Raw genomic sequence first — 21,404 nt, forward strand, 5'->3', positions numbered from 1 at the left:
GCACAAGTTTTGGAAGCATTAGTGCGGTAGGACCAAATCGCGTATTGCCATCAGCCAGAACATCAGGGTCGCCATGAAGGGCGGCGAATGGAAGTTTTGGGTTTTGAATCATATAAACTTTGCCATTAAGCATCTTCTCATTTGTCATATAGAAGCTTCCGGCAACCGGCAGACAGCCAAGATTTAGTCCAAATCCCATTTGGTGTGCCAAAAAGAGCGAATGTGCTCCGGCATCTACGACTACGAAGTCAGCATAAAAGGTATCGTCTTTTGTTTTGACTACATAACCGCGTTTTTTGCTCTTCTCAATGCTTTGTACTTTAGTATTTAAAAAGAGTTCGAGTTCTACATCTTTCTCTTTTTTTGCATTTTCTACAAATGAGCTTGAGAGTTTTTGATAATCAACCGTTGTCCACTGATCTTTTGTTCCTATACCGACAATGTTCTCGCGCCTTTCATTGCCATCCTCATCGAATACAACGCGGGGTTCAACCTCTTTTAATTTATCTTTATCCCAAACCTCAAGATATGGAAAAAGCTCTGAGAACTCTTCATAACGGTGAAGCAGAAACTCTACCTCTTTTTTCCCGACACCGAGTGCCATTTTTTGATGTGAGAATATTATTTTGTTTTGATAATTGTGCTGCAGGCAGTATTTTTCGACCATCTTCGCCGTTCTTTTGGTGATTGCGGCCTTTTGAAGCGTATAGTTGGTCTCAATGTCCCCTACATGTATAGTTTGAGAGTTGCTTGTTGCGCATGAGTTTAGTGTAGCAATATCTTCGTATTTTTCAATAATGCCGATAGACTTAATGTCGGTGTATCTTGCAAGTTCATAGGCTAATGCCGTTCCCGATACTCCGGCTCCTACTATTATAACTTCAAAATTTTTAACGCCCATTTCTACCTATCCAGTCTCATATTTAGCTGTATTGTAGCGAATTTGTTATAATATTTTATAATTTAATTTTGGTTGGAATAGATATGCAGATCAGAGAGTTGGACTTAAAAGAGTTGGTGAGTGTTTTTGATGTTCTCTCACAGCTTCGCACGGAACTTGACTACGATGAGTTTGAAGACCTAATCTATGAGATGAGAAGCATGGAGTATAAAATGGTTGGAGTGATGGACGGAGAGGTTCTCATAACTTACGCCGGAGTTGCCGTGCAGACAAATCTTTACCACAAAAGACATCTCTATGTTTTTGATCTGGTTACCGATGAAAAGTATAGGGGCAGAGGGTACGGCAAGATGATGCTTGATTACCTTCATGACTTTGCAAAAATGGGAATGTGTGAAAATATAGTCTTGTCATCCGGTATTTATAGAGAAAAAGCACACGAATTTTATGAAAAAAATGGTTTTGCTAAAAAGAGTTTTGTTTTTTTAAAGAGTGTTTGAGTTGGATTGTTTTTAAGAGTAGAGAAGAAGCGTGGTAGAGAGTTTTGCAGGCAAAAAGCCTGCAAGAGTGGAATTATAAAGGAGTTACGTTCTCAGCTTGAGGACCTTTTTGTCCCTCGCCTAGTTCATAAGTTACTTTTTGACCCTCAGATAAAGAAACGCGACCAGGTCCCGTTCTGTTTACTTGGCGAAAGTGTACGAATACATCTTTACCACCATTGTCTTGTTGAATAAAACCATAACCTTTTTCTTCATTGAACCATTTAACAGTTCCGTCTAGCAATTCTGCCATGTCGTAGTACCTCTTTGGTAAAAATTCACTTCTTTGGAAGTGGAGTCAAAATATAGGGGAGTCGTTTGTCTAGCAGAATATACTAATAGATGAGCTCTCACACACAAATCTTTCATCAAAAACATTATATCAAAAGTTTTTATTTTTTGTATATAAAACTAAAATTTTATATAAGTTAACTTTAAACCGATATATTAAGAATTAAAAGAAGGAGTTTAGCATGCAAGTATCTTCAAGTACTCAGGTTTTTGAACCTGCATCAAAGAGTTTGGTCATAAAGCCGCTTTATACAGAAAAATTATCAAAAGATGAAGCTCTAGAGATAAGAGAGCAGATTAGACAAAACGCGAATGCTATGGCATTTAACTCCGCCGTTGTTCAAGACGGTGTCTCTAATGCAGAGGAGAGTTTTAAGAAACAGCATAAAGAGTTTAAGAGCTTTTTGCAAGAGATTGGTTATAGCGGAAAACCGATAGCCCAGCTCTCAAAAGAGGAAGCAGCAGAGCTTGTAAGCGAGGATGGTTTTTTCGGTATAGAAAAGACATCGCAGAGAATCGCCGAGTTTGTAATAGGCGGAGCAGGAACAGATGAAGCTAGATTTCGTGCAGGGCGCGAGGGGATGATTCAAGGTTTTAAGGAGGCTGAAGCCATGTGGGGCGGAGAGCTTCCTGAAATATCACAAAGAACTATGGAAAAAGCTATAGAAATGGTAGACAAAGCTATGTATGATCTGGGCTTTTCTATAATTGACAGGGAAGTTTAGTAATATGCGTTAGGTTGGTATCTCTAAGTTGGTGGTATCTTTTTTGTTCGCAGCGTTTTTTTCGGATTCACCCTTATAAACCTCTTTGCCAAGCATGCCCTCTTGAGTCTCTTTGAGGAGTTGTTGCTGTGCTTTTATAAGCATGACCATTGCGCTTGAAGCAACTCCAAAGTCTTGTCCACTAGGATCGGCTGGTGCCATAGCTGCGGCAATAGCTTGCTGTGCATTTCTCATACTCTCTTGCGGAGATGAGCCTGAGGGAATCGAGATAGAGACCTCTCCTCCGATTGCATACATTCTTCCATCCGGACCCTGCTGATAGCTGTAAGAAGCAGCTCCCGTCATACCTCCGCCTGCAGCCTGATGAGCAGCTTCATGTGCTCGAACCTCTGTATCTCTTGAGCTTAGCTCATATACTAGGCGTTTTTCATCATCGCAAAGTTTATCGGCGGAACTCGTTTCTTTAGCCTCTCTTTGTTCACGCTCTTTTTCGAGCTTTTCCTCATCAGACGTTTTACTCTCCCTAAGTGGGTCATCTTCAAAAACTAGAATCTCTTTTTCATTTAGTTTTATAGAGTAATTAATGCCGATCTCATAAGGTAGTGTAGTGCCTATTTCCATAATTTTAATTCTACTTCTTTGAGAGTTAAAAATTGCTTTAAAAAAATGGGTAATAATTTGATACTATTTCACATATAAAAGGAAAGAATTGATGCAGTTTGAATTAAAAGATGAGTATATAGAGCTTTATAAGCTTTTAAAAGTTTTGGATTTAGTAGATAGCGGAGCAGAAGCTAAAATGGTTGTAGCTGATGGGCATGTAAGAAGAAACGGCGATATTGAGCTTAGAAAAAGAGCGAAAATTGTTCGCGGGGATGTTATAGAGGTTGCTGAAGTTACGATAGAGATTTTATAAAACCAAGCAGGATTTTCTCCTCTTGGCGTTATAGTAGAAATGAACTTACAAGGCCAATTAAGCCACCAAAAACTCCGCCCCAGACAACAAGCCATGAGAGGTGCTCTTTTATGAGCTGCTGTACTATCTCTTTGACCATGTGCGGTGTCAACTCATTTAATCTTATCTCTATAATATCTTCAATAGATTTAAGCATATCCTCGCTTAGGGATGAGTTTTTCAGATGGTTTTGCAGAGTGTAGTTAAAGGTTTCACTCTCCACTATCTTTACAACGGCCTTTTTCATCTTTAGGGAGAACGGTTCACGAAGATTCTCTAACACGCTCTCTCCTCCAAACATGCCAAGCATCCCTCCAAAAGAGGACTCCATAACGGTTTTTGTAAGTGCGTCAAAAGCAGGAGAGAAATCTGTACTCTCTATGATAGGCGCCAAATCTATCTTTTTCTCCTCGTTTTTAAAGAAGTAATCGAGCTGCTCTTTTGTAAAAAACTGGCTCATCATAAGATTTTTAATAGACTCTTTAAATGCTTCAAAACGTGCGGGAATAACTCCTGAACCGTAAAGAAACGGTACTTTTTCAAACAGCATATGAATAGCAAGCTGGTTTGTTAGAGCACCCGAGAGAGCAAAAAGTCCGGTATATAAAAGTGTCTCGCTAATACCCGCATCAATAAAAAATGATAAAACGACAAGAGTTATAGCGAGAAGATTTGTGATAAAGCCTTTGTTTGGTTTCAAAGTTTGACCCCTATAAAAAAGTATCTTAAAAGCAAAATTATACTAGAATTTAGGGCAATAAAATTTATTATATATGGCAGGAAAATTATGAAACAAGAGAGTTACGAACTTTTTAAAAGTGAAGATATACAAACGATTTTACAAACATTAGAAGCAGAGTTGAAAAGTAGAAATGAATCTCCTTTTTGGAGGGATAAAGTTATTCCTTTTAGTGCTGCGATACTGAGTATTTTGATTCCCCTAAGAGATGCAAACATGCTCTTTTCCCCTGAAGGAGCGCCTCAAAGCGAGCTTACTCCTGAGCTTTTTTTAAGATGGAGTGATTTCCTAAGTTTAAAAACATTGGCTTTTACGATTCAAAAGTCAAATGAGGCAGGAGTTTTGCTTAGAACAAAACTCGATGAGGCGGCATCTAAAAAGTATGAAACCATTGATTTGGGAGTGCTTGGTGATTACTTGGCAAGATATACCGTAGACCTCGAAAACGAAGCACTTGATTTCCCGATTTCAAATTACAACCTGCACCAAGGTGTAAGTAACGTTATAAAATCACTTCTTTAAGAGTAAGTCATTGATTAAATTTATTGAGTATTTTATAAAAAATTCAAGGCTAAACTACGCTCTTTTAGCTTTTTTAATTTTTATGGGAGTTAACGCATATCAAAATATCCCAAAAGAGATTTTTCCGGATGTTGAACTTGATAAAATCAGTGTACTCGGTTCCTACAAGGGAGCAAGTGCCAATGTTATGGACAAGATGGCAGTTCGTGATATAGAGGATGAGCTAAGTAATATAAGTGGTATTGACAAGACAGAGACTACCATAACGCCGGGAGCATTTGCGATACTTTTGACACTTAGTGACAGCGCAAACAAGGAGATAACCCTTGGACGCGTAAAGGATGCTATTGCACTTAGCAGGCAGTATCTGCCATCGGACATGAATGAGCCTGTTGCAAGACTTCTTGACAAAACAAGATCACTCATACGGCTTGCTATCTCATCAGACAGACTCTCCATAGGCGACCTGACCGTAATCGCGCAAGATGTAAAATCCAAAATAGCAAAGCTAAAGAATATCAGCGAGATTTTAATCCGTGGAGACTCTAATGAAGAGGTAATTATTAAATTAAACTCAGAAGCTATTTTGGCTTATGAACTCTCACATGCAGGCGTACAAAAAGCTATAGCTAATCTTTCCTATATCTTTCCCGTGGGAAATATAGAGCAAAAGGGAAGTTTTGCATATGTATCTACGGCGAATGGAAAGGTAGATGCAGACGAGTATAAAGAGAGCATTTTAGATATAGATGGCAGGTTTGTAAAGTTAGGCGATATAGCCGAGGTAAGCATTGAGTATCCGCAGACGGACACGCTTGCAACATACAACAATAAAAAAACAATCTCACTGGTCATCTCAAAGGGAGTAAGCGGCGATTCGCTCGCTCTGTCTAAAGAGCTAAGAGAGTATGTAAAGGGCATAGAGAAAAATTATAACGGTGCTCATTTTGATTTTTATCAAGATAGTTCAAAGCCCGTAAAAGAGAGACTTGACACTATTATTTCAAATTTGATGTTTGGTCTGATATTGGTCTTTTTTTCAATGTATATTTTGATAAATCTAAGAATTGCAATTATCGTAGCTCTTGGAATTCCTTTCTCTTTTATAATTGGACTTTTGAGCATCTACTATATGGGATACTCAATAAACATTGTCTCTTTGCTTGGCGGACTTATTGTTATAGGTATTGTTGTCGATGACGCTATTGTCGTGAGCGAAAATATACAGCGCTACATAGATGAAGGGATGAATAACTATGATGCTGCAATAGCCGGCGTAAAGGAGATGATACTTCCCGTAACCCTTGCAACGGTTACTACGGTAGTGGCGTTTTTACCGATATTTATGATGCAAGGAGAGATAGCTCTTTTTATTTTACTAATCCCGATTACCGTAGTTATAATTTTGATAGGCTCTTTGATTGAGAGCTTCTTCTTCTTGCCGCTTCATGCGCAGGAGTTTTTGAGAAAAAGCAATAATTTCATCAGCTGGGTGCCGTTTCAAAATCTTTATGAGAGAGTGATTTTGCGTTTTTTACACCATAAAAAATTGTCCCTTCTGCTCTTTATGATTTTAATCCCGCTGGCAACTTTTTATACCGCAAAATCTATGAAATTTCAATTTTTTCCGAATTTTGATGGGAACTATCTCTACATATCTGCAAAATTAGATATTAATACTCCACTAGAAGACACCTATGCAATCTCAAAAGAGATTGAAGCAAAATTGATGGAACATGCAGAGGAGTTTTCTCTTAAGGGAATATCTTCAGTTGTAGGCTACAGAAGAAGCCTCTCAGGGGAGACACAAAGAAACAATAGTGTTTTTATGATTACCATGGAGTTATATGACAGGGTAGATACAAACTGGATTGACAAATATATAAATCCAGTTTTAAATTTTAGTTTTGAGTTTGACAATCCTGAGAAGATTAGACAAAAACAGACGTTTGAACTCTCACCTAGAGCCAAAGAAATCATAAGTGTATATAAAGAGAAGTACAAGATGGAAGATCTTGGTGTGATGGAAGATAAACCGGGTCTTATAAAAAGTGATATTCAGATCAATCTATCGGGGAGCAATGATAACATACTTCAAAATGGGATAAAACTACTAGAAGATAAATTTGCTCAAATGGAGCATATCAAAGATTACAGCGACAATATAAAATATGGAAAAATGGAGTACAAGGTTAAAGTAAACTCTTACGGAGAGAGCTTGGGGCTTAGTGAAGCTAGCGTTGCAAAAACATTAAGCGCGTACTTTTTAGAGCAGAAGCAGGGAACCACCTTTAACGATTTGGGCATAATGGAGATAAGAACGGAGGATAGTGCAAAAGACAGTATCGCCACTTTCTTAGGTTTCAATATAGCTCTTGGAGACGGCAGATATGTGAAACTCTCCGATATTGCAGATATCTCTGAAATTAGAGATTATGAGAAGATAAACAAGCTAAACGGAAATATCGTAAAAACTGTTTTTGCTAATGTTGATAAGAGAAATATCACATCTGAGGAGATTTTAGAGAAGTTGCAACCTACGCTTGATGAGATAGCAAAAATGGGCGTAAATGTCGAGCTTCTAGGGGAGAAGGAGAAGAACGAGCAGCTTAAGGACGACATGAAAAAGGCAGTCTTTTTCGCAATATTTTTGATTTTTCTAACCTTGCTGCTTATTTTTCCAAAAGTAAAATATGTCCTTATGGTTATGAGTGTTATACCTCTTTCCGCTCTAGGCGCACTTCTTGGGCATAAACTGCTGGGAATAAATCTCACTATGCCTTCTATTATTGGAATTTTAGGACTTGCGGGTGTTGTAATAAACGACGGGATAATAATGCTTGACTTTTTACATAGAACGCACAAAGTAGAGGAGTTTTTACATCGTGCAAAACTAAGACTTCGCCCGATTGTAATAACATCCGTAACAACTTTTTTAGGTCTATTTACTCTTATATTTTATGCAAGCGGGCAAGCGGTTATATTGCAGCCTATAGCTATATCTTTAGGGTTTGGACTGCTTTGGGGAACTTTTTTAAATCTTATCTATCTGCCGACACTATATGCCATGGTTAACAAAATAGAGCCGCCTGATGCTTTAGAGAAAAAGAGCATATAAAATAGACCAAAGTAAAAATGCAACAAGTGCTATAGCGGCAAATACCACCGCTACTCTTGTTGTGAAGTAAAAGAGAAATTTAAGAAACTGCAACTTTACTATCAGGTGCTATTAATTTGATTTATATGGAAGGATAGGCAGTCTCATATATTTTGCATAGACGATGCCGCTTTTAAGGTTAATGACGTCATAACCAAGTTTTTGTGATAAAAACTGTGCCAATATTTTTGTTCTGCTTCCTGTTCTGCAGATTAGCGCAAAAGGTTTTTTCGTATCTACCGAACTGTTTAGTTTTTCTAAAAAAATCTTAAGATCATAATTTCCCTTCTCATCAAAGAGCATAATAGGGATAGAGCCTTTAAGAAGCCCCGTCTCCTTCCACTCTCCAGGTGTTCTAATGTCAACAATAGGTATGTTAGAATTTAGTAGCTCAGAGGACGCCTCTTGATTTTGTATAGAGGCAAAAAGAGATACAGATAAAATTAAAACAGTTAAAACAATTTTCTTCAATTAAACGTCCTAAGCTAAAAATTAAGTGTATAATTTTATCAATAAATAAATAATGGGTAAGAAATGGCATCACAAAAAGCGATAGACAATGCACATAGACTTCGATATATAAGAGCTTTGGAGAGATTTCACAGAGGAATTATCTCTTATTTATCAAGCACGTCAGATCTCTCTAGGGATGGGTATGATAAAAAGATAGAAAATAGTTTAAAAGTACTTCAAAGAGTAGAAGAGATAGCTCTTTATAAGGGTGATCTTCAGGATTTGCAAAAATTAGTTAAAAAGATAATCAGCTACACAGATAGCGATAAAGATGTACAAGATATAAAAGAGGAGATTCTTTATGAGTCAAATCAGCTTGAGAAGAGTAAAAATGCAAGACGGTATAAAAAGGATAAGCACTCCAACTCCAAATATGAGGAGTGGGAGTAAAGAAGCTAACTTCTACTCTTTTAGCATTTTATCCAGTAGCTCAAATACTTCTGAAGAGACTTTCTCCATCTCATCAAAGTTTTTGATAATCTTATCTGCATTTTTGATAGTTTCAATCTCTGCATTTTTTTCTAAGTAGCTGAGGTTCTCATGTACCTTTTTGCTTATCGTTATGCGAGGAAGATCTAGTTTTGCAAAAGAGGCAGTGTTGGAAAATCTTCTTTTACCCTCATCAGAGCACCACTCCCCTAAGCGGCATTTATCTCCCTCTTTTGAAGGTACGACATTTTTAAGAGATATTATAGAATTGTAAGCACGGGATTTAAAGAGTATCTGATCCAGCTTTGCAAGAACTATAAATATACTGTTCTCCATTGAGTAAGAGTAGTCGACTATTTTTGAAGAGTTTTCGCTTAGTTCAACAAGGGTGTTCTCAAAACCGCTTATCTTATTTGTAGAGCCTTCTACGGTCTGTTTCATATTGTCTGAACTTGTCTGTATTTCGCTCATGTTCTGCTGTAGAGATTTGATGGAAACCGAGATCTCTCCGGTTGCTTTATGAGTCCTCTCAGCAAGCTTTCTTACCTCATCCGCAACGACTGCAAATCCTCTTCCATGTTCACCTGCGCGCGCTGCTTCTATTGCCGCGTTAAGTGCCAATAGATTTGTCTGATCCGCAATATCGGTAATGAGTTGAATAACAGAGGTTATCTCATTCGCCTGATTTGTTATTTCGCCGATGCTGTCGTTGTTAATATTTACCTGCTCATTGAGGGCATTAAGCTCGCTTGTTATGTCCGTTATGTCGTTTCTTGAGTTGTTTGCCAGCTCTGAAGCCTGCTTTGTTGCAGACGTGACAGATTTTATATCATTGAGGTTCTCATCCAAGTCAGAGATAATCATAGAGAGAGACTCTGTAACCATTACGCTTTTAGTGCTGATCTTTGAGTTAAACACATCCCTTTGCGCTTTAAGATGCTGTGTTTTCATAAATTCAATGCTTTTTCCGACACTCTCTATCGCATCTACAAACTCTCCGCTCATGCCATTAGCGGAGATACGGTGCGTAAATATACCTTTAGAGGCATCCGTTATAGTAGTATTTATCTCATGTATAAGGTCTTGTGTGTGTTTAATGAGCTCGGAGAGTTCATAACCCATAATGCCAAGCTCAGTGTTTCTATCAACTGTTGCAGCCTTATGGCTGAAATCACCCTTTGAAACATGACTTATTAGTCTTGTAAAGTCGTTTATTCCGCTTGTTATAGATTTTCTTATCATAGTTGCCAAGATTAAAACTATTACGCCTACTACGATACCTGAAATAAGGGCTAAGAATTTAAAAAAGTTAATCTCGGTTGCAAGCCCCATAGAGTCTCTGTCAAGTTCCGCTGCTTTAAGCTCGACAAGCTTCGCAAATGACTCTCTGGAGGTATTCGCAAATGGAGTGAGCTCTTTTGAGTAGTTGGCATATATGGCATCTTTGTTCTCTTGTATATCTTGAGAGTTTAGAGACTTCATCATTTTTAGGGTGTTTTGCAAAAAGAGCATAGTAGAGCTTTTAGCCTCTTTGACCATATCAAGAGATGGCTCTTTTTCCATAAGCTTTTCTAAGAGAGTAAAGTGTTTTTCAATCTCTGTAAGTGTTGTTTCAAGCTTCTGCATATTTTTTTCATAATTACCGCCAAGCATTATATCTCTAGAGAGTCTGCTTGTATAGTTAAGATTCTTCTCTATCTTAAGGGTTGTCAAACCGCCTATCATTGAGTTTTCATGCAGATGCTCATACTTTGATTCAATATGACCAAGGGCGAGAAATATAGAGATAGCAGCCGAAAAAACGGAGATTGCCACCATGGCAATAAAGTAATTCATCTTTTTGTGAATACTTAAACTTTTAAACATTGAAATTCCTTAATTATTTTGTTGCGATTATTGAGATAAATTAATCACATTCTATAACAATGAATTTAAATATGTCCTTAAGTTATGAATCTATAGGTACATAAATTGAGAAAGCAGAATAATTATGACAACAAGACTAAAAGGGAAAAAGTGGCTTTTAAACACCCACGGATTTATTTTAAACAGTTTTTGGTTTATTCCTCTAAAGCCTAGCCACAAACCTAAAAATGCTTTTATTGCCAAAAGTGTCTGAAAGTAGGAGAGCGAGCCGTTTTCTATTTTACCGAAGGCTTGTGAAAAAAGATAAACCCCGCTTGCAACCGCTACCATCAAAGCATAGGGAACCACTTTTCTGACATGCATCATGATGGCTTCTCTGGCTTTTGCATGTTCATCCTCGCTTAGAGTCTGAGTCATTTTGGAAAGAAAGAGTATGTCTACAAACAGAAATCCGCCATAGATAAAAACTGAAAATATGTGAATGGTGTGGAGAATTGTATAAGTTATGGGAGATCCTTTTTTTCGTAGTATTTTAACATAAAAGAGAAGATAGAAGTTTGTTGTACATCAATACAAGAGCCTTTTATGGGATATTTTTGTATAATCGTTCAATTGATTGAAGATGAGGAAAACATGGATATATCTCAGGAAAATATAAAAAAAATTTTAGTCGGTGATTGTGCTCAAAACAATGTTTTCTTTCAAGCGGTTCAAGAGGTTATCTTTTCAATTGCGCCGCTTCTAAATTCTGATGAAAGGTATGCAAAATACTCTGTTTTAGAGAGATTGATGGTGCCCGATAGAGTAATAAAATTTAAAGTCAGCTGGCTTGATGACAATAACAATATTAAAGTCAATACGGGTTATAGAATCCAGTTTAACAACACTCTTGGACCATATAAAGGAGGTCTTCGTTTTCATCCAAACGTGAACGAGGGTATTTTGAAATTTTTAGCATTTGAGCAGATTTTAAAAAATTCGCTTACCGGTTTGCCGATAGGCGGAGCAAAGGGCGGAAGCGATTTTGATCCAAAAGGAAAGAGTGATTTTGAGATAATGAAGTTCTGCTCGGCTTTTATGACGGAGCTTCATAAATATATAGGTCCCCGTATTGACGTTCCTGCTGGAGATATCGGGGTAGGGGCACGAGAAATAGGGTATCTTTTTGGAGAGTACAAAAAAATAACATCCTCGTACGACGGTGTTTTAACAGGCAAGCCTTATATGTTTGGAGGTTCTTTGATGAGACCCGAAGCTACCGGATACGGCGTCGTATACTTTACGCAAACGATGCTTGAGCTTGAGAATAAAGAGACTCTTGAGGGTAAAATATGTGCAGTAAGCGGGGCGGGAAATGTAGCGCTTCATGCGATAGAGAAACTTTTACAAATCGGAGCAATCCCAGTTACTTGCAGCGACTCAAGAGGGATGATATATGACTCAAGAGGAGTTGATCTGCCCCTCCTAAAAGAGCTAAAGTTTGAAAAAAGAGCCTCTTTGGAACTCTATTTGGAGTCTCATCCAGATGCCAAATATACTCCGGTGTGTGATTATGCAGAAGGTGAACATGCTGTCTGGGGAGTGAAGTGCTATGCTGCATTTCCATGTGCGACGCAAAACGAGCTCAATGAGGCAGATGCTCAAAATTTGATAGCTAACGGATGTGTAAGTGTGAGTGAGGGGGCAAATATGCCATCTACCCCTGAAGCCATTGATTCACTTTTAAACCACAATATCTGTTTTGCTCCTGCAAAAGCGGCAAACGCCGGCGGTGTCGTGGTCAGTGAGTTTGAGATGAGTCAGAACGCCTCCATGCAGCGATGGCATTTTGAAAAGGTAGATATAAAACTCAAATTTATAATGGATGAGATTTGTAAAAGAGTCGTGCTTACGGCAAAAGATTACAATGTTGAGGGAAATTATGTAGACGGTGCAAACATAGCCGGATTTAAAAGAGTAGCGGACGCTATGATAGCAGAGGGGATATAGAGGGGCATATAGTTTTTAATAACTTGCCCTAACCCTACATTTAGACTTTTGCGATAAAATTACAAACCTAAAAACTAATACAAAGAATATAAAATATGCAAAACACCAAAGCAAGATCTAACATCTACGCACTACTATCCCGCGTCTTGTTGCAAGAGTTAGATGAGAGTACGTTAAATATGATAAAAAACGACGAAAATATTTTGGATTTTTTCCCAACTCTTAAAGAGTGGAAACCCCTTAGCGAAGTGCCGAATGAAAAGCTTCTGCAAGAGTATTTAAACCCAGATTTTGTCAACTTGTCTCTTTTGCATCTTATCCCATACGAGACCTTTTACATCAGAGAAGACCAGAAGATAGAGACGGGCGGTGCTAATCCGGTAACGGATATGTACAGCGCATACAATTTTATGGTTGATTTTGAGGTTGCGCGTACAATCTCTGCCGATCATATAGGGGTTGAGCTTGAATTTATGCATCACCTCGTAGAGGCGGAGATAAAAGCTCTTGGAGAAGATGACTTAGACGCAGTAAAAGATCTTAAAGTGATTCAGAGCGAATTTTTAAACAAACATCTTTTAAAGTGGGCACCGCTCTATCTTATAAATGTAAAATATGAGGCAAGAACACCTCTGTATTACGATGTTGCGGATATGGCTTTGGAGTTTATACTTAGTGATAATGAGTATTTGAGCAAGGAGCTCAATCTTTAAATGATACAGCTCAAAGCTAGCCGTTGTGTCCGCTCACTTTCACGTGAGAGCGAGTGCAACAAATGTGAACTTATCTGCCCAACCGAAGCTATAGTTGTTGGCTCAAACCCGCTTCCCGCAATCAACTTCTCCGCATGTGTGGGTTGTGGCGCATGTGATGCGGTATGTCCAAACGAGGCGCTCACTTTGGATGATTTTAGTTCGACAGAGTTCTTTTTTAGCTTTATAGAAGATAGTGAGAATCTTATATCGTGCAGAAAAAATGTTCCATGTATAGCTGCTTTAAATATTGAAAATATTATATCAATGGCGCTTCTCAAAAAAGAGATTGTCTTTGATATGGGGCACTGTGATGAGTGCGCAATAGCACATAAATGCAAGCCTCAAATAGAGAGAAATCACGAAGAAGCCTCTTATATACTTGAAGCGATGCAGAGCAGTGCGGTTATAAAGCTCCAAGATGTGAAGTATGAAAAAGAGAGTTCGGGTGAAGAGAGCACAGCAAATAGAAGAGAGTTTTTTAGCAAGGTTAATTTAGCGGGCGCGATCAAGGCAAAACAGCAGTTTGAAAAAGAGATTCAAAAAGCAACAGATGAGTTAGTTGAGCACACTTTGCAAAAAAGCGATATCGCTCTCTTAAAACAGAAGCGAATTACAGATAGAAGAAAGCTTTTTTTTACGGCGCTAAAGCGGGTTGAAAAACCAGAGGTGTATCACATTATTGAAGCAGATGAACTAACGTTCACCTCTTCAAAAGAGATTGACAAAGATGCCTGCACGGCTTGTCAGATGTGTTATAGGGTTTGTCCAAGCGGAGCTCTGAGTTCAGATGTTAAAAACTCTAAAATAGAGTTTGATCCGTTTTTATGCATAAAGTGCCATATTTGTCACGATGTTTGCGAGCCGGAGGCAATCACTCTCTCACCTACATACAGAGTCAAGGAATTTTTTGAGCCTGAGGTTCACAACCTTATAAAGTTCAATGTCAGAAGATGCGATGAGTGCAATACTATATTTAGCAGCAACTCCAACGATAGACTCTGCTATAGATGTAAGGCAGAGGAAGAAGAGGCAAGGGAGCTTTGGGGAATATGAGGAGATTTGAGAGATGATGAACAACGGCAATGAGATATCCCATCACACGAAGCTTTATGGCTTTATAGGAGAGTTTGCGGGGCAGAGCAGCATTTCAGCTACGTTAAACAAGCTCTTTAAGGCAAATAATAAAGATGCCATGATGATTCCTATGAACATCAGAGAGGATGATTTTTTCTTTACCGCGGTTAATATGAAAAAGTCACACGTAAACGGCGCTTTGATAGCTAACGAGTATGCAAAAAATGTGGTAGAGGTGCTTGATGAAGTAAGCGAGGCGGTCAGATTCTCAGGCATGTGCGATATCGTGCTAAGAGATGAGCAGAAGCTTGTAGGTGATATTTTGGGGATGAGAGTGCTTTGTGACTTTTTAAAAGAGAGAGGTTGCAAAAAAGTGGCACTTTTGGGAATTGGCAGCAGAGCTAAAGCATTTTGCTTCGCGGCAAAAGAGTTTGAGATAAGCTACTTCTATGATGAGTTAGAGAGGTTGATGGGTTTTGTAGATTATATAGACGCTAAAGATGCGGATATAAACCGAATAGCCGATGGGATGGAAACAGACCTCTCATCGTATGATGCGGTTATTGACTTTTCGGATTTTAATTCGTTAAAGTCAATAAGCAAGCTCAGCAATCTAAATCTGGATATGAAGCAAAAAAAAGAGTTCTCACCACTCAAGGTAAGAGCAAATGAGTTGGAAGCAGAGTATGTAGGTTTTGAAAATATGCTAAACGAGCTCTCAAGCGCTGTTTTTGATTTTTTGAAACAGAGCGACCATCTAGAGTATGACAAAAGCGATATGAGATTTTAAACAAAGGAAAAAAATATGAACCAAAACGATTTAAGTGATTTAAGAGCAGAGTTTGACAAGCTAGTAAAAGATAGCTGTTCAATGGACCCAGAAGATCTCAAAAAAGATTCAGGAGAAGAAGACCAGGAAGATGAGGCGCCGGTTCCGCAGTTTGTAGATGCGCTGACGTCAAAGCTTCTGGCTCCTGCAATTAGCGGAGTATATCTCTCAAGACTCGACATTAAAAGAATTGCCGAGGCAATAGATGAGTCTCTGCCGATCAAAGAGCGTGTAAGAATGATAAGATCTCTTTTTAGACATACAAACTCTAAGAAGTATCTTGAAGATGCGTTTGGTGAGATAAACAGACATATAAACGGTCGTGTTTTGATCTACAATGAGCTTGGCGAAGCGTTCCCTTCATCAAAAGCGATATTTGACGAACATGCGCATAAAGCTAAAAAAACAATGAAGATGTTTGAGCAGATTATTGAAGATTTTGAAGAGATAGAGCCATCGTCCGACCCCCTCTTTATTTAGGTTTTCTACGTAAGTAACCAGAATTAAAATAGCAACGCATTTTCTGCGTTGTTGCGCTCGTCAGATACTAAAGTATCCTTCCTCACACACGCCTTGAAACTGCACCACTCTTGTAATTCATATAAGAGCTCTTTTTTTGCAGGTTAGAAATTTATAACAAATTTTGAATCTGTAGCCATCCCTGCCATATTACAGCACTCAAAATACCTGCTACAAAACCGGCTACGATATCATCTGCCATGACGCCTACTCCGCCTTTGGCTTCTCGGTCAAGTCTGCCTATGATGGATGGTTTTGCTATGTCAAAATATCTAAAGAGCACAAATGAGAGCAAACTTTGCACTAAAAATCCATTTTGCCAGTCGGTTACTTCGCTTAAGCTTACGCTTATAGCGGGTGCAACGCTAAGTGCGAACCACATTCCTGCAAGTTCGTCTATAACTATGCGCTTATCGTCATGTATGCCGCTTTTGTCTTCATACTTATTTATCTCGCGAATTGCTATTACCGAGATTAAAACAGTAGCCAAAAAGAGTGTCTGTGCATTAAAATAGATAAGTATCAACATTCCAAGAGGAAGCGAGACAAGTGTCCCAACAGTCCCTGGAGCTTTTGGAGAAAGACCGCTATATCCTAGCGTTATAAAAAACCAATTCATCTATTTCCTTGCAATAAAGTTTTCGTCTTAAGTCAGTGATGTTGTTTGATAGAGCTTCATAAGCTCTAAGTAAAAATCATTTTCCGTATGCTCTTCTAAGAGACCCTCTACCGGAAGGATGTCGTAGTAGAGTTTCTCTAGGTTCTTAAATCTGTTTGGATGCAGCTTTGAGAGTATCACGGCAGAGATCTCTTTTCTCATAAGAATAGTCGGCGGTAAAATCCCAAGTTCTAAAAGTTCAAGAATTGAGGTTGCGTGGTACGATATCTGGTGGTGTTGTCCATGTGGACAGGTGTTTTTGCTTACCAGGGTTGTACACTTATCGCAGTAGACATACTCGCTTGCTACGTTAATCTCTATATCTATTCCTACAACTTTGTCGATGATGGATTTGTTTGAGTTGCAGTCATAAAACATTCCAAGCCCAGCATGGTTTCTTCCTATTGTCAGTCTGTTACAGCCGTAATTTTTTGCGACAATGGCATCTAAAATAATCTCATTATATCCGGCAAATATATAGCTGTTTTCAAGAGGCACAACTACAACATGGTTTTTTGTTAAAAAGTTGTTTATAAAAAAATCAAGCGCTTTTTTACGTATATTGTAAGAGAGATTTGATTCTGTATAGGGCTTCAGTAAAAATATAACAAGCAAGTCTGTATTTTCAAGTGTTTGGCGAATTAGCCTCTCATGAGCGCGATGAAGAGGGTTGGCGGCCATTACAAGAGCTGTTGTATGTTTGGCATCAATAAGTTTTTTTGCAGCATCTATGGCTTTTTTGTTTGTGTTGCTTGATTCATTTGCAAGCGTGTACTCGCCGCTTACAGCTAAAGAACCTATTCTTTTTAATGTCGCTATAACACCGGGATGAGAGATGTCGTCTGTTCCGTATATCTGCTTTATTCTCTCACTTGGGTCAATATGAAAAACTTCATCGACAATGAGGGTAGCAAATGGATTTCCCTCAAAAAGAATAGTGACTTCATCATCTTTTTTAAGGGAGGCAAGCACTTCTGCATTCATCTTTCCAGCAGGTGCGAGTATAAATGGAAAAGGAAAGGATTTGCCGTTAATGAGTCCTGTTTTTAAAACGCTTTTACTCTGCTCTTCGTTCATCAGAGATTCAACGGGAGACAAGAGACCATCTTTTAAAAGCTCCAGCGCCGATACCGCCTCTTTGTCAATTAAAAGAGTTTTATTTTTTCTTGACAATGTCATATTTCTTCCGTTTTTCCCATAAACTTTTACGGCTTATTCCGAGTTTTTTTGATAATTCCGTATCAGGAAATTTGTGTTGATAATTTAGTACGATAAACTTCACATAATCTTCTATCGGAAGAATCTCGCCTTGGTCAAAGATTTTATTTTCACTTTTAATCTCAATAACTTCATATTCGTCATCTTCAATTTTATCCGTGCTTGAAATTATGGCTTTTTTGTTTTTAAGCAAAGCGTAAAGAGCCTTTCTGTCATTTTTTTTAAGCATTTGAAGGTCAGTGATATAGATGAGAGAATTTCCACTATGAGTCTCTATCTCACTCATCGCTTTTTGATCGCTAAGAGTTATAAAATGAAGAGGAAGATTTTTCTTTTTTGCATATTCAAAAGCAAAAGAGTCTGCATATTTTTGATATGAAGATGAGATAAAAAGTGGAAGTTCTATATTGTCTAAGTTGTGCTCGTTCGCCATGGATGAGAAAGTGTGCGTTAAATATTTATCATACGCTTCGTTTCTCTTTTTGAGAATATCATAATCCTGATAGTGGTTTATTTTTCTAATAAGCTCTTCAATCATAAACGGTTTCAATATATAGTCTTTAGCGCCTGCAGATAGAGGTTTCGAGACTGTATCGTTGCTAATATATGAAACCATTAAAATAATAATCGATTTTTTAAAAGTCTCAATTACAGGATTGAAATCCTGACCGTTTATGTTAGTGGAGAGCAAAACAACATCGTAATTATTGCTTTTTATTGCATCTCTTGTTGAGGTACACATTTCACATATGTGACCAATCTCGCTGAGTTTTGTAGCAATACTTTGCGCCAGATAAACTTCGTTTTCTATTATTAGTATCTTCAAATCTTTGTCCAATCAAAATATTTTAAATTTGCGTTTGCTATCACGCCGACACCTTCGCCTCTGCCTATGAAGCCGAGTTTTTCTGTCGTTGTTGCTTTTATGTTTACCCTTTGGGCATCTATACACAAGATTGTGCTGAGTGTTTTTCTCATAGCCGTTTTATAAGCGCCGATTCTCGGTTTTTGAGCCGCTACGGTTATATCGACATTAATTATAACAAATCCAAAGTTGCGAAGTTTTGTAACAACGACTTTTAAAAGCTCTTTTGAATCTACACCTCTATAGGCGTCGTCACTGTCTGGAAACATCATCCCTATGTCTCCCATCCCTGCAGCGCCAAGCAGTGCATCAATGAGAGCGTGTATCGCTACATCGCCGTCACTATGAGCTTTAAAGCCATAATCAGACTCTATCTTTACGCCACCTAGGTACATCTCACCTTTATCATCAAAAGCGTGGACATCAAATCCGGTTCCGCTAAGAGTATCATCTGATGGCGGCTTAAGGCATGAAAGCTCTTTTAAATCAGCAATACGCGTGATTTTATGAGCATCTTCTTCGCCCAAGATAAACTCTCTTTTTCCGCCGTTTGCAACTATTGCGCTGCTCTCATCGGTAAACTCCTCTTCTTGCATAAGAGCGGATGTTAGAGCTGAAGTAAGTGAGAGTTGAGGAGTCTGAACCCTTTTTACCCTCTCTCTATCTATGGTTTTATCGTCATAAACGATAGTGTCCGTAACATTCAAATAAGGGACGATACAGTCACTTTCGCCTCTGCGAGAGATGATTCTTTGCAAAAAGTCGTTACTTATGCATGAGCGCGCAATATCGCTTACAAGAATATGTTCGGTATCTACCTCTTTTAGAGCGTTTTTTAAAGACTCTTGTCTTGTTGCTCCGCCCTCTACAAATGTGAAGTCGGAGTAGAGTTTCATAAACTCTATATCTTCGGGCGATGAGGCTATTATAATTTTTTCAAAATAGCCTGTTTTTTCACATCTATTTGCTACTAATTGCCACAAAGGTTCATTTCCGACTCTAAGCCATTGCTTCTTGACACCTAGTTCAAAACGCGAGGAACTACCTGCTGCAAGTAAAATAAGCGTCAAATTAGACAAAGAAACTCCTAAAGTCTATAAGTGTTACGAAATTATACACACCAAAAGCTTTTTTTTATCTTGAATAAAAAAATTATTTTTATAAATATTCAAAATAGATATAAATTATAAAAGCAAGTTATCAACTTAATATTATATTAACTTTATTTGATTATATTTTCACTACTTGATACATATTAGTATTACAATTTTTAGGAGAAAAATATGAGAACTTCATGGGTGAAAAAGCGCGATAGCGACCCCGTTAAAACGCAGATGTACTACGCAAAACAGGGAATAATAACTGAGGAGATGGAGTATGTCGCAAAGGTAGAAGATTTATCTCCGGAGTTAATTCGCAGTGAAATTGCCAGAGGAAGATTGATTATTCCTGCAAATGTAAACCATACATCTCTTGAGCCAATGGCAATAGGAATTGCCGCACGTTGTAAAATCAATGCAAATATCGGCTCATCGGCAATAGCATCGGATGTTCAAGGCGAAGTTGAGAAGATGCAGGTATCGCAGCACTATAAAGCCGACACTGCCATGGATTTATCAACGGGCGGCGATTTGGACGAAATCCGCAGAGCTGTAATTGCCTCTTCAAAAATTCCGATAGGAACTGTGCCTATCTATCAAATTCTTCACGATGTTGGAAACAAAATAGAGGATCTGAGTATAGAGGTTATGCTTGAAGTTTTAGAGCGCCAGGCAAAACAGGGTGTTAGTTACTTTACTATCCATGCCGGTTTCTTGCTGGAGACTATGCCTAAAATTGCAAAAAGAAAGATGGGAATAGTGAGTCGCGGCGGCTCTTTAATGGCAGCATGGATGATGCACTATCACAGAGAAAACCCTTTTTATACGGCATTTGATGAGATTTTGGATATCTGTGCGAAGTATGATGTCTCTTTATCTCTTGGAGATTCGCTTCGCCCGGGTTGTTTGGCGGATGCATCTGATGATGCGCAGCTTGGAGAGTTAAAAGTTTTAGGCGATTTGACACTTCGTGCATGGGAGAAAAATGTTCAGGTTATGATTGAAGGACCGGGACATGTTCCACTAAATCAGATTGAACGAAATATGAAGCTTCAGCGTGAACTTTGCCATGAAGCACCGTTTTATATACTCGGTCCTTTGGTTACGGATATTGCCGCAGGATATGACCACATAAGTTCTGCCATCGGCGCAGCTGTCGGCGGATGGCACGGAGCAAGTATGCTCTGTTATGTAACACCAAAAGAGCACTTAGGCTTGCCGAATGCAAATGACGTAAGAGAGGGAATAATCGCTTACAAAATTGCGGCACATGCAGCGGATATTGCAAGAGGTCGTAAAGGTGCCAGAGATATAGATGATGAGATGAGCGATGCGAGATATGGTTTTAACTGGGAGAGACAGTTTGAGCTTGCCCTTGATGGGGAGAGAGCTAGAGAGTATCATGATGAAACTCTTCCGCAGGATGTTTTCAAAGAGGCAGAGTTTTGCTCCATGTGTGGACCTAAATTTTGTTCATACAAGATAACGCAAAATATTATGGATAACCCTGAAGCTATCGAGCAGATTGCGAGAGAAGTCAAAGAGAGAGAAGCTCTTGGAGCTTAAAAAATAGAATTAATTGATACAAGATAATTTTTGTCTTATTTAATTATGGTAGAGTTACAAAAATGAAATTTATGAAGGAAAAAAATAGAAATGACTAAAGATATTGTAAATTCAGCACTATCAAAAGTTTTATATCCAGGTTTTACCAAGGACATAGTAACTTTTGGTTTTGTAAATAGTATAGAGATTAACGG

At 38.4% G+C, this 21,404-nt stretch carries 23 protein-coding genes; 12 read left to right on the plus strand and 11 right to left on the minus strand.

Annotation, left to right across the window (positions count from 1 at the left end):
• Positions 1-901 (minus strand): FAD-dependent oxidoreductase (locus RQ763_RS01250; protein ID WP_314150644.1); only part of this gene is annotated, 901 nt, incomplete at its 3' end.
• Between the two features lie 83 nt (positions 902-984).
• Here RQ763_RS01250 and RQ763_RS01255 point away from each other — a divergent pair.
• Positions 985-1,401: a GNAT family N-acetyltransferase gene (locus tag RQ763_RS01255; protein ID WP_314150645.1), complete on the plus strand. Its 417-nt coding sequence runs from the start codon at positions 985-987 to the stop codon at positions 1,399-1,401.
• Positions 1,402-1,474: 73 nt separating this feature from the next.
• On the opposite strand, the gene RQ763_RS01260 is transcribed toward RQ763_RS01255, so the two are convergent.
• Entirely contained in the window at positions 1,475-1,693 is a 219-nt protein-coding gene (locus tag RQ763_RS01260) for a cold-shock protein (RefSeq protein WP_294927796.1), read from the minus strand.
• A gap of 220 nt (positions 1,694-1,913) precedes the next feature.
• On the opposite strand from RQ763_RS01260, the gene RQ763_RS01265 reads away from it, so the two are divergent.
• Positions 1,914-2,456 (plus strand): hypothetical protein, encoded by a 543-nt coding sequence (locus tag RQ763_RS01265; protein WP_314150646.1) that lies wholly within the window; start codon positions 1,914-1,916, stop codon positions 2,454-2,456.
• Between the two features lie 9 nt (positions 2,457-2,465).
• Here RQ763_RS01265 and RQ763_RS01270 read toward each other — a convergent pair whose 3' ends face one another.
• A complete protein-coding gene (locus RQ763_RS01270) occupies positions 2,466-3,077 on the minus strand; it encodes a putative metalloprotease CJM1_0395 family protein (RefSeq protein WP_314150648.1) in 612 nt (203 codons plus the stop codon).
• 91 nt (positions 3,078-3,168) lie between these two features.
• On the opposite strand from RQ763_RS01270, the gene RQ763_RS01275 reads away from it, so the two are divergent.
• The gene (locus RQ763_RS01275; RefSeq protein WP_314150649.1) at positions 3,169-3,372 is read left to right on the plus strand and encodes an RNA-binding S4 domain-containing protein; all 204 of its coding nucleotides are present in this window, start codon (positions 3,169-3,171) and stop codon (positions 3,370-3,372) included.
• A gap of 28 nt (positions 3,373-3,400) precedes the next feature.
• On the opposite strand, the gene RQ763_RS01280 is transcribed toward RQ763_RS01275, so the two are convergent.
• Positions 3,401-4,111 (minus strand): DUF445 domain-containing protein, encoded by a 711-nt coding sequence (locus tag RQ763_RS01280; RefSeq protein WP_314150650.1) that lies wholly within the window; start codon positions 4,109-4,111, stop codon positions 3,401-3,403.
• Between the two features lie 87 nt (positions 4,112-4,198).
• On the opposite strand from RQ763_RS01280, the gene RQ763_RS01285 reads away from it, so the two are divergent.
• Together RQ763_RS01285 and RQ763_RS01290 are read left to right on the plus strand one after the other, a co-directional pair.
• Complete coding sequence (locus tag RQ763_RS01285; RefSeq protein ID WP_314150652.1) at positions 4,199-4,672, plus strand: hypothetical protein; 474 nt, start codon at positions 4,199-4,201, stop codon at positions 4,670-4,672.
• A gap of 10 nt (positions 4,673-4,682) precedes the next feature.
• On the plus strand, positions 4,683-7,790 hold the full coding sequence (locus RQ763_RS01290) for an efflux RND transporter permease subunit (protein ID WP_314150653.1): 3,108 nt from the start codon (positions 4,683-4,685) through the stop codon (positions 7,788-7,790).
• Positions 7,791-7,901: 111 nt separating this feature from the next.
• On the opposite strand, the gene RQ763_RS01295 is transcribed toward RQ763_RS01290, so the two are convergent.
• Complete coding sequence (locus RQ763_RS01295) at positions 7,902-8,300, minus strand: rhodanese-like domain-containing protein (RefSeq protein WP_314150655.1); 399 nt, start codon at positions 8,298-8,300, stop codon at positions 7,902-7,904.
• Between the two features lie 63 nt (positions 8,301-8,363).
• On the opposite strand from RQ763_RS01295, the gene RQ763_RS01300 reads away from it, so the two are divergent.
• Positions 8,364-8,732 carry a hypothetical protein gene (locus RQ763_RS01300; protein ID WP_314150656.1) on the plus strand — a complete coding sequence of 123 codons (369 nt, stop codon included), beginning with the start codon at positions 8,364-8,366 and terminating at the stop codon, positions 8,730-8,732.
• Between the two features lie 12 nt (positions 8,733-8,744).
• Here RQ763_RS01300 and RQ763_RS01305 read toward each other — a convergent pair whose 3' ends face one another.
• Both RQ763_RS01305 and RQ763_RS01310 read right to left on the minus strand, forming a co-directional pair.
• Complete coding sequence (locus tag RQ763_RS01305; RefSeq protein WP_314150657.1) at positions 8,745-10,637, minus strand: methyl-accepting chemotaxis protein; 1,893 nt, start codon at positions 10,635-10,637, stop codon at positions 8,745-8,747.
• 90 nt (positions 10,638-10,727) lie between these two features.
• Entirely contained in the window at positions 10,728-11,054 is a 327-nt protein-coding gene (locus RQ763_RS01310) for a hypothetical protein (RefSeq protein WP_314150659.1), read from the minus strand.
• Between the two features lie 216 nt (positions 11,055-11,270).
• Between RQ763_RS01310 and gdhA the strand changes: the two genes are divergently transcribed.
• The 5 genes from gdhA to RQ763_RS01335 all read left to right on the plus strand — a co-directional run bounded on the left by gdhA (position 11,271) and on the right by RQ763_RS01335 (position 15,764).
• The gene (gene gdhA, locus RQ763_RS01315) at positions 11,271-12,626 is read left to right on the plus strand and encodes an NADP-specific glutamate dehydrogenase (protein ID WP_314150674.1); all 1,356 of its coding nucleotides are present in this window, start codon (positions 11,271-11,273) and stop codon (positions 12,624-12,626) included.
• Between the two features lie 95 nt (positions 12,627-12,721).
• A complete protein-coding gene (locus RQ763_RS01320; RefSeq protein ID WP_314150660.1) occupies positions 12,722-13,339 on the plus strand; it encodes a molecular chaperone TorD family protein in 618 nt (205 codons plus the stop codon).
• Positions 13,340-14,434 (plus strand): 4Fe-4S binding protein, encoded by a 1,095-nt coding sequence (locus RQ763_RS01325; RefSeq protein WP_314150662.1) that lies wholly within the window; start codon positions 13,340-13,342, stop codon positions 14,432-14,434.
• A 13-nt stretch (positions 14,435-14,447) separates the two neighbouring features.
• The gene (locus RQ763_RS01330; protein WP_314150664.1) at positions 14,448-15,245 is read left to right on the plus strand and encodes a hypothetical protein; all 798 of its coding nucleotides are present in this window, start codon (positions 14,448-14,450) and stop codon (positions 15,243-15,245) included.
• Positions 15,246-15,260: 15 nt separating this feature from the next.
• Entirely contained in the window at positions 15,261-15,764 is a 504-nt protein-coding gene (locus RQ763_RS01335; RefSeq protein ID WP_314150665.1) for a hypothetical protein, read from the plus strand.
• A 151-nt stretch (positions 15,765-15,915) separates the two neighbouring features.
• Here RQ763_RS01335 and RQ763_RS01340 read toward each other — a convergent pair whose 3' ends face one another.
• The 4 genes from RQ763_RS01340 to RQ763_RS01355 are packed head-to-tail and all read right to left on the minus strand — an operon-like array spanning position 15,916 to position 19,623.
• Entirely contained in the window at positions 15,916-16,422 is a 507-nt protein-coding gene (locus RQ763_RS01340) for a phosphatidylglycerophosphatase A (RefSeq protein WP_314150667.1), read from the minus strand.
• Between the two features lie 27 nt (positions 16,423-16,449).
• Positions 16,450-17,640: a sulfate adenylyltransferase gene (locus RQ763_RS01345; RefSeq protein ID WP_314150668.1), complete on the minus strand. Its 1,191-nt coding sequence runs from the start codon at positions 17,638-17,640 to the stop codon at positions 16,450-16,452.
• Positions 17,618-18,505 carry a response regulator gene (locus tag RQ763_RS01350; protein ID WP_314150670.1) on the minus strand — a complete coding sequence of 296 codons (888 nt, stop codon included), beginning with the start codon at positions 18,503-18,505 and terminating at the stop codon, positions 17,618-17,620. Before RQ763_RS01350 ends, RQ763_RS01345 begins: the two co-directional genes overlap by 23 nt.
• A complete protein-coding gene (locus RQ763_RS01355; protein ID WP_314150671.1) occupies positions 18,502-19,623 on the minus strand; it encodes a bifunctional 2-C-methyl-D-erythritol 4-phosphate cytidylyltransferase/2-C-methyl-D-erythritol 2,4-cyclodiphosphate synthase in 1,122 nt (373 codons plus the stop codon). Before RQ763_RS01355 ends, RQ763_RS01350 begins: the two co-directional genes overlap by 4 nt.
• A gap of 204 nt (positions 19,624-19,827) precedes the next feature.
• Here RQ763_RS01355 and thiC point away from each other — a divergent pair, with 204 nt between their 5' ends.
• Positions 19,828-21,210: a phosphomethylpyrimidine synthase ThiC gene (thiC, locus tag RQ763_RS01360; RefSeq protein ID WP_314150672.1), complete on the plus strand. Its 1,383-nt coding sequence runs from the start codon at positions 19,828-19,830 to the stop codon at positions 21,208-21,210.
• The last annotated feature ends 194 nt before the right edge of the window (positions 21,211-21,404 follow it).

The organism is Sulfurimonas sp., assembly GCF_032250635.1.
In the GTDB taxonomy this organism is placed as follows: domain Bacteria; phylum Campylobacterota; class Campylobacteria; order Campylobacterales; family Sulfurimonadaceae; genus Sulfurimonas.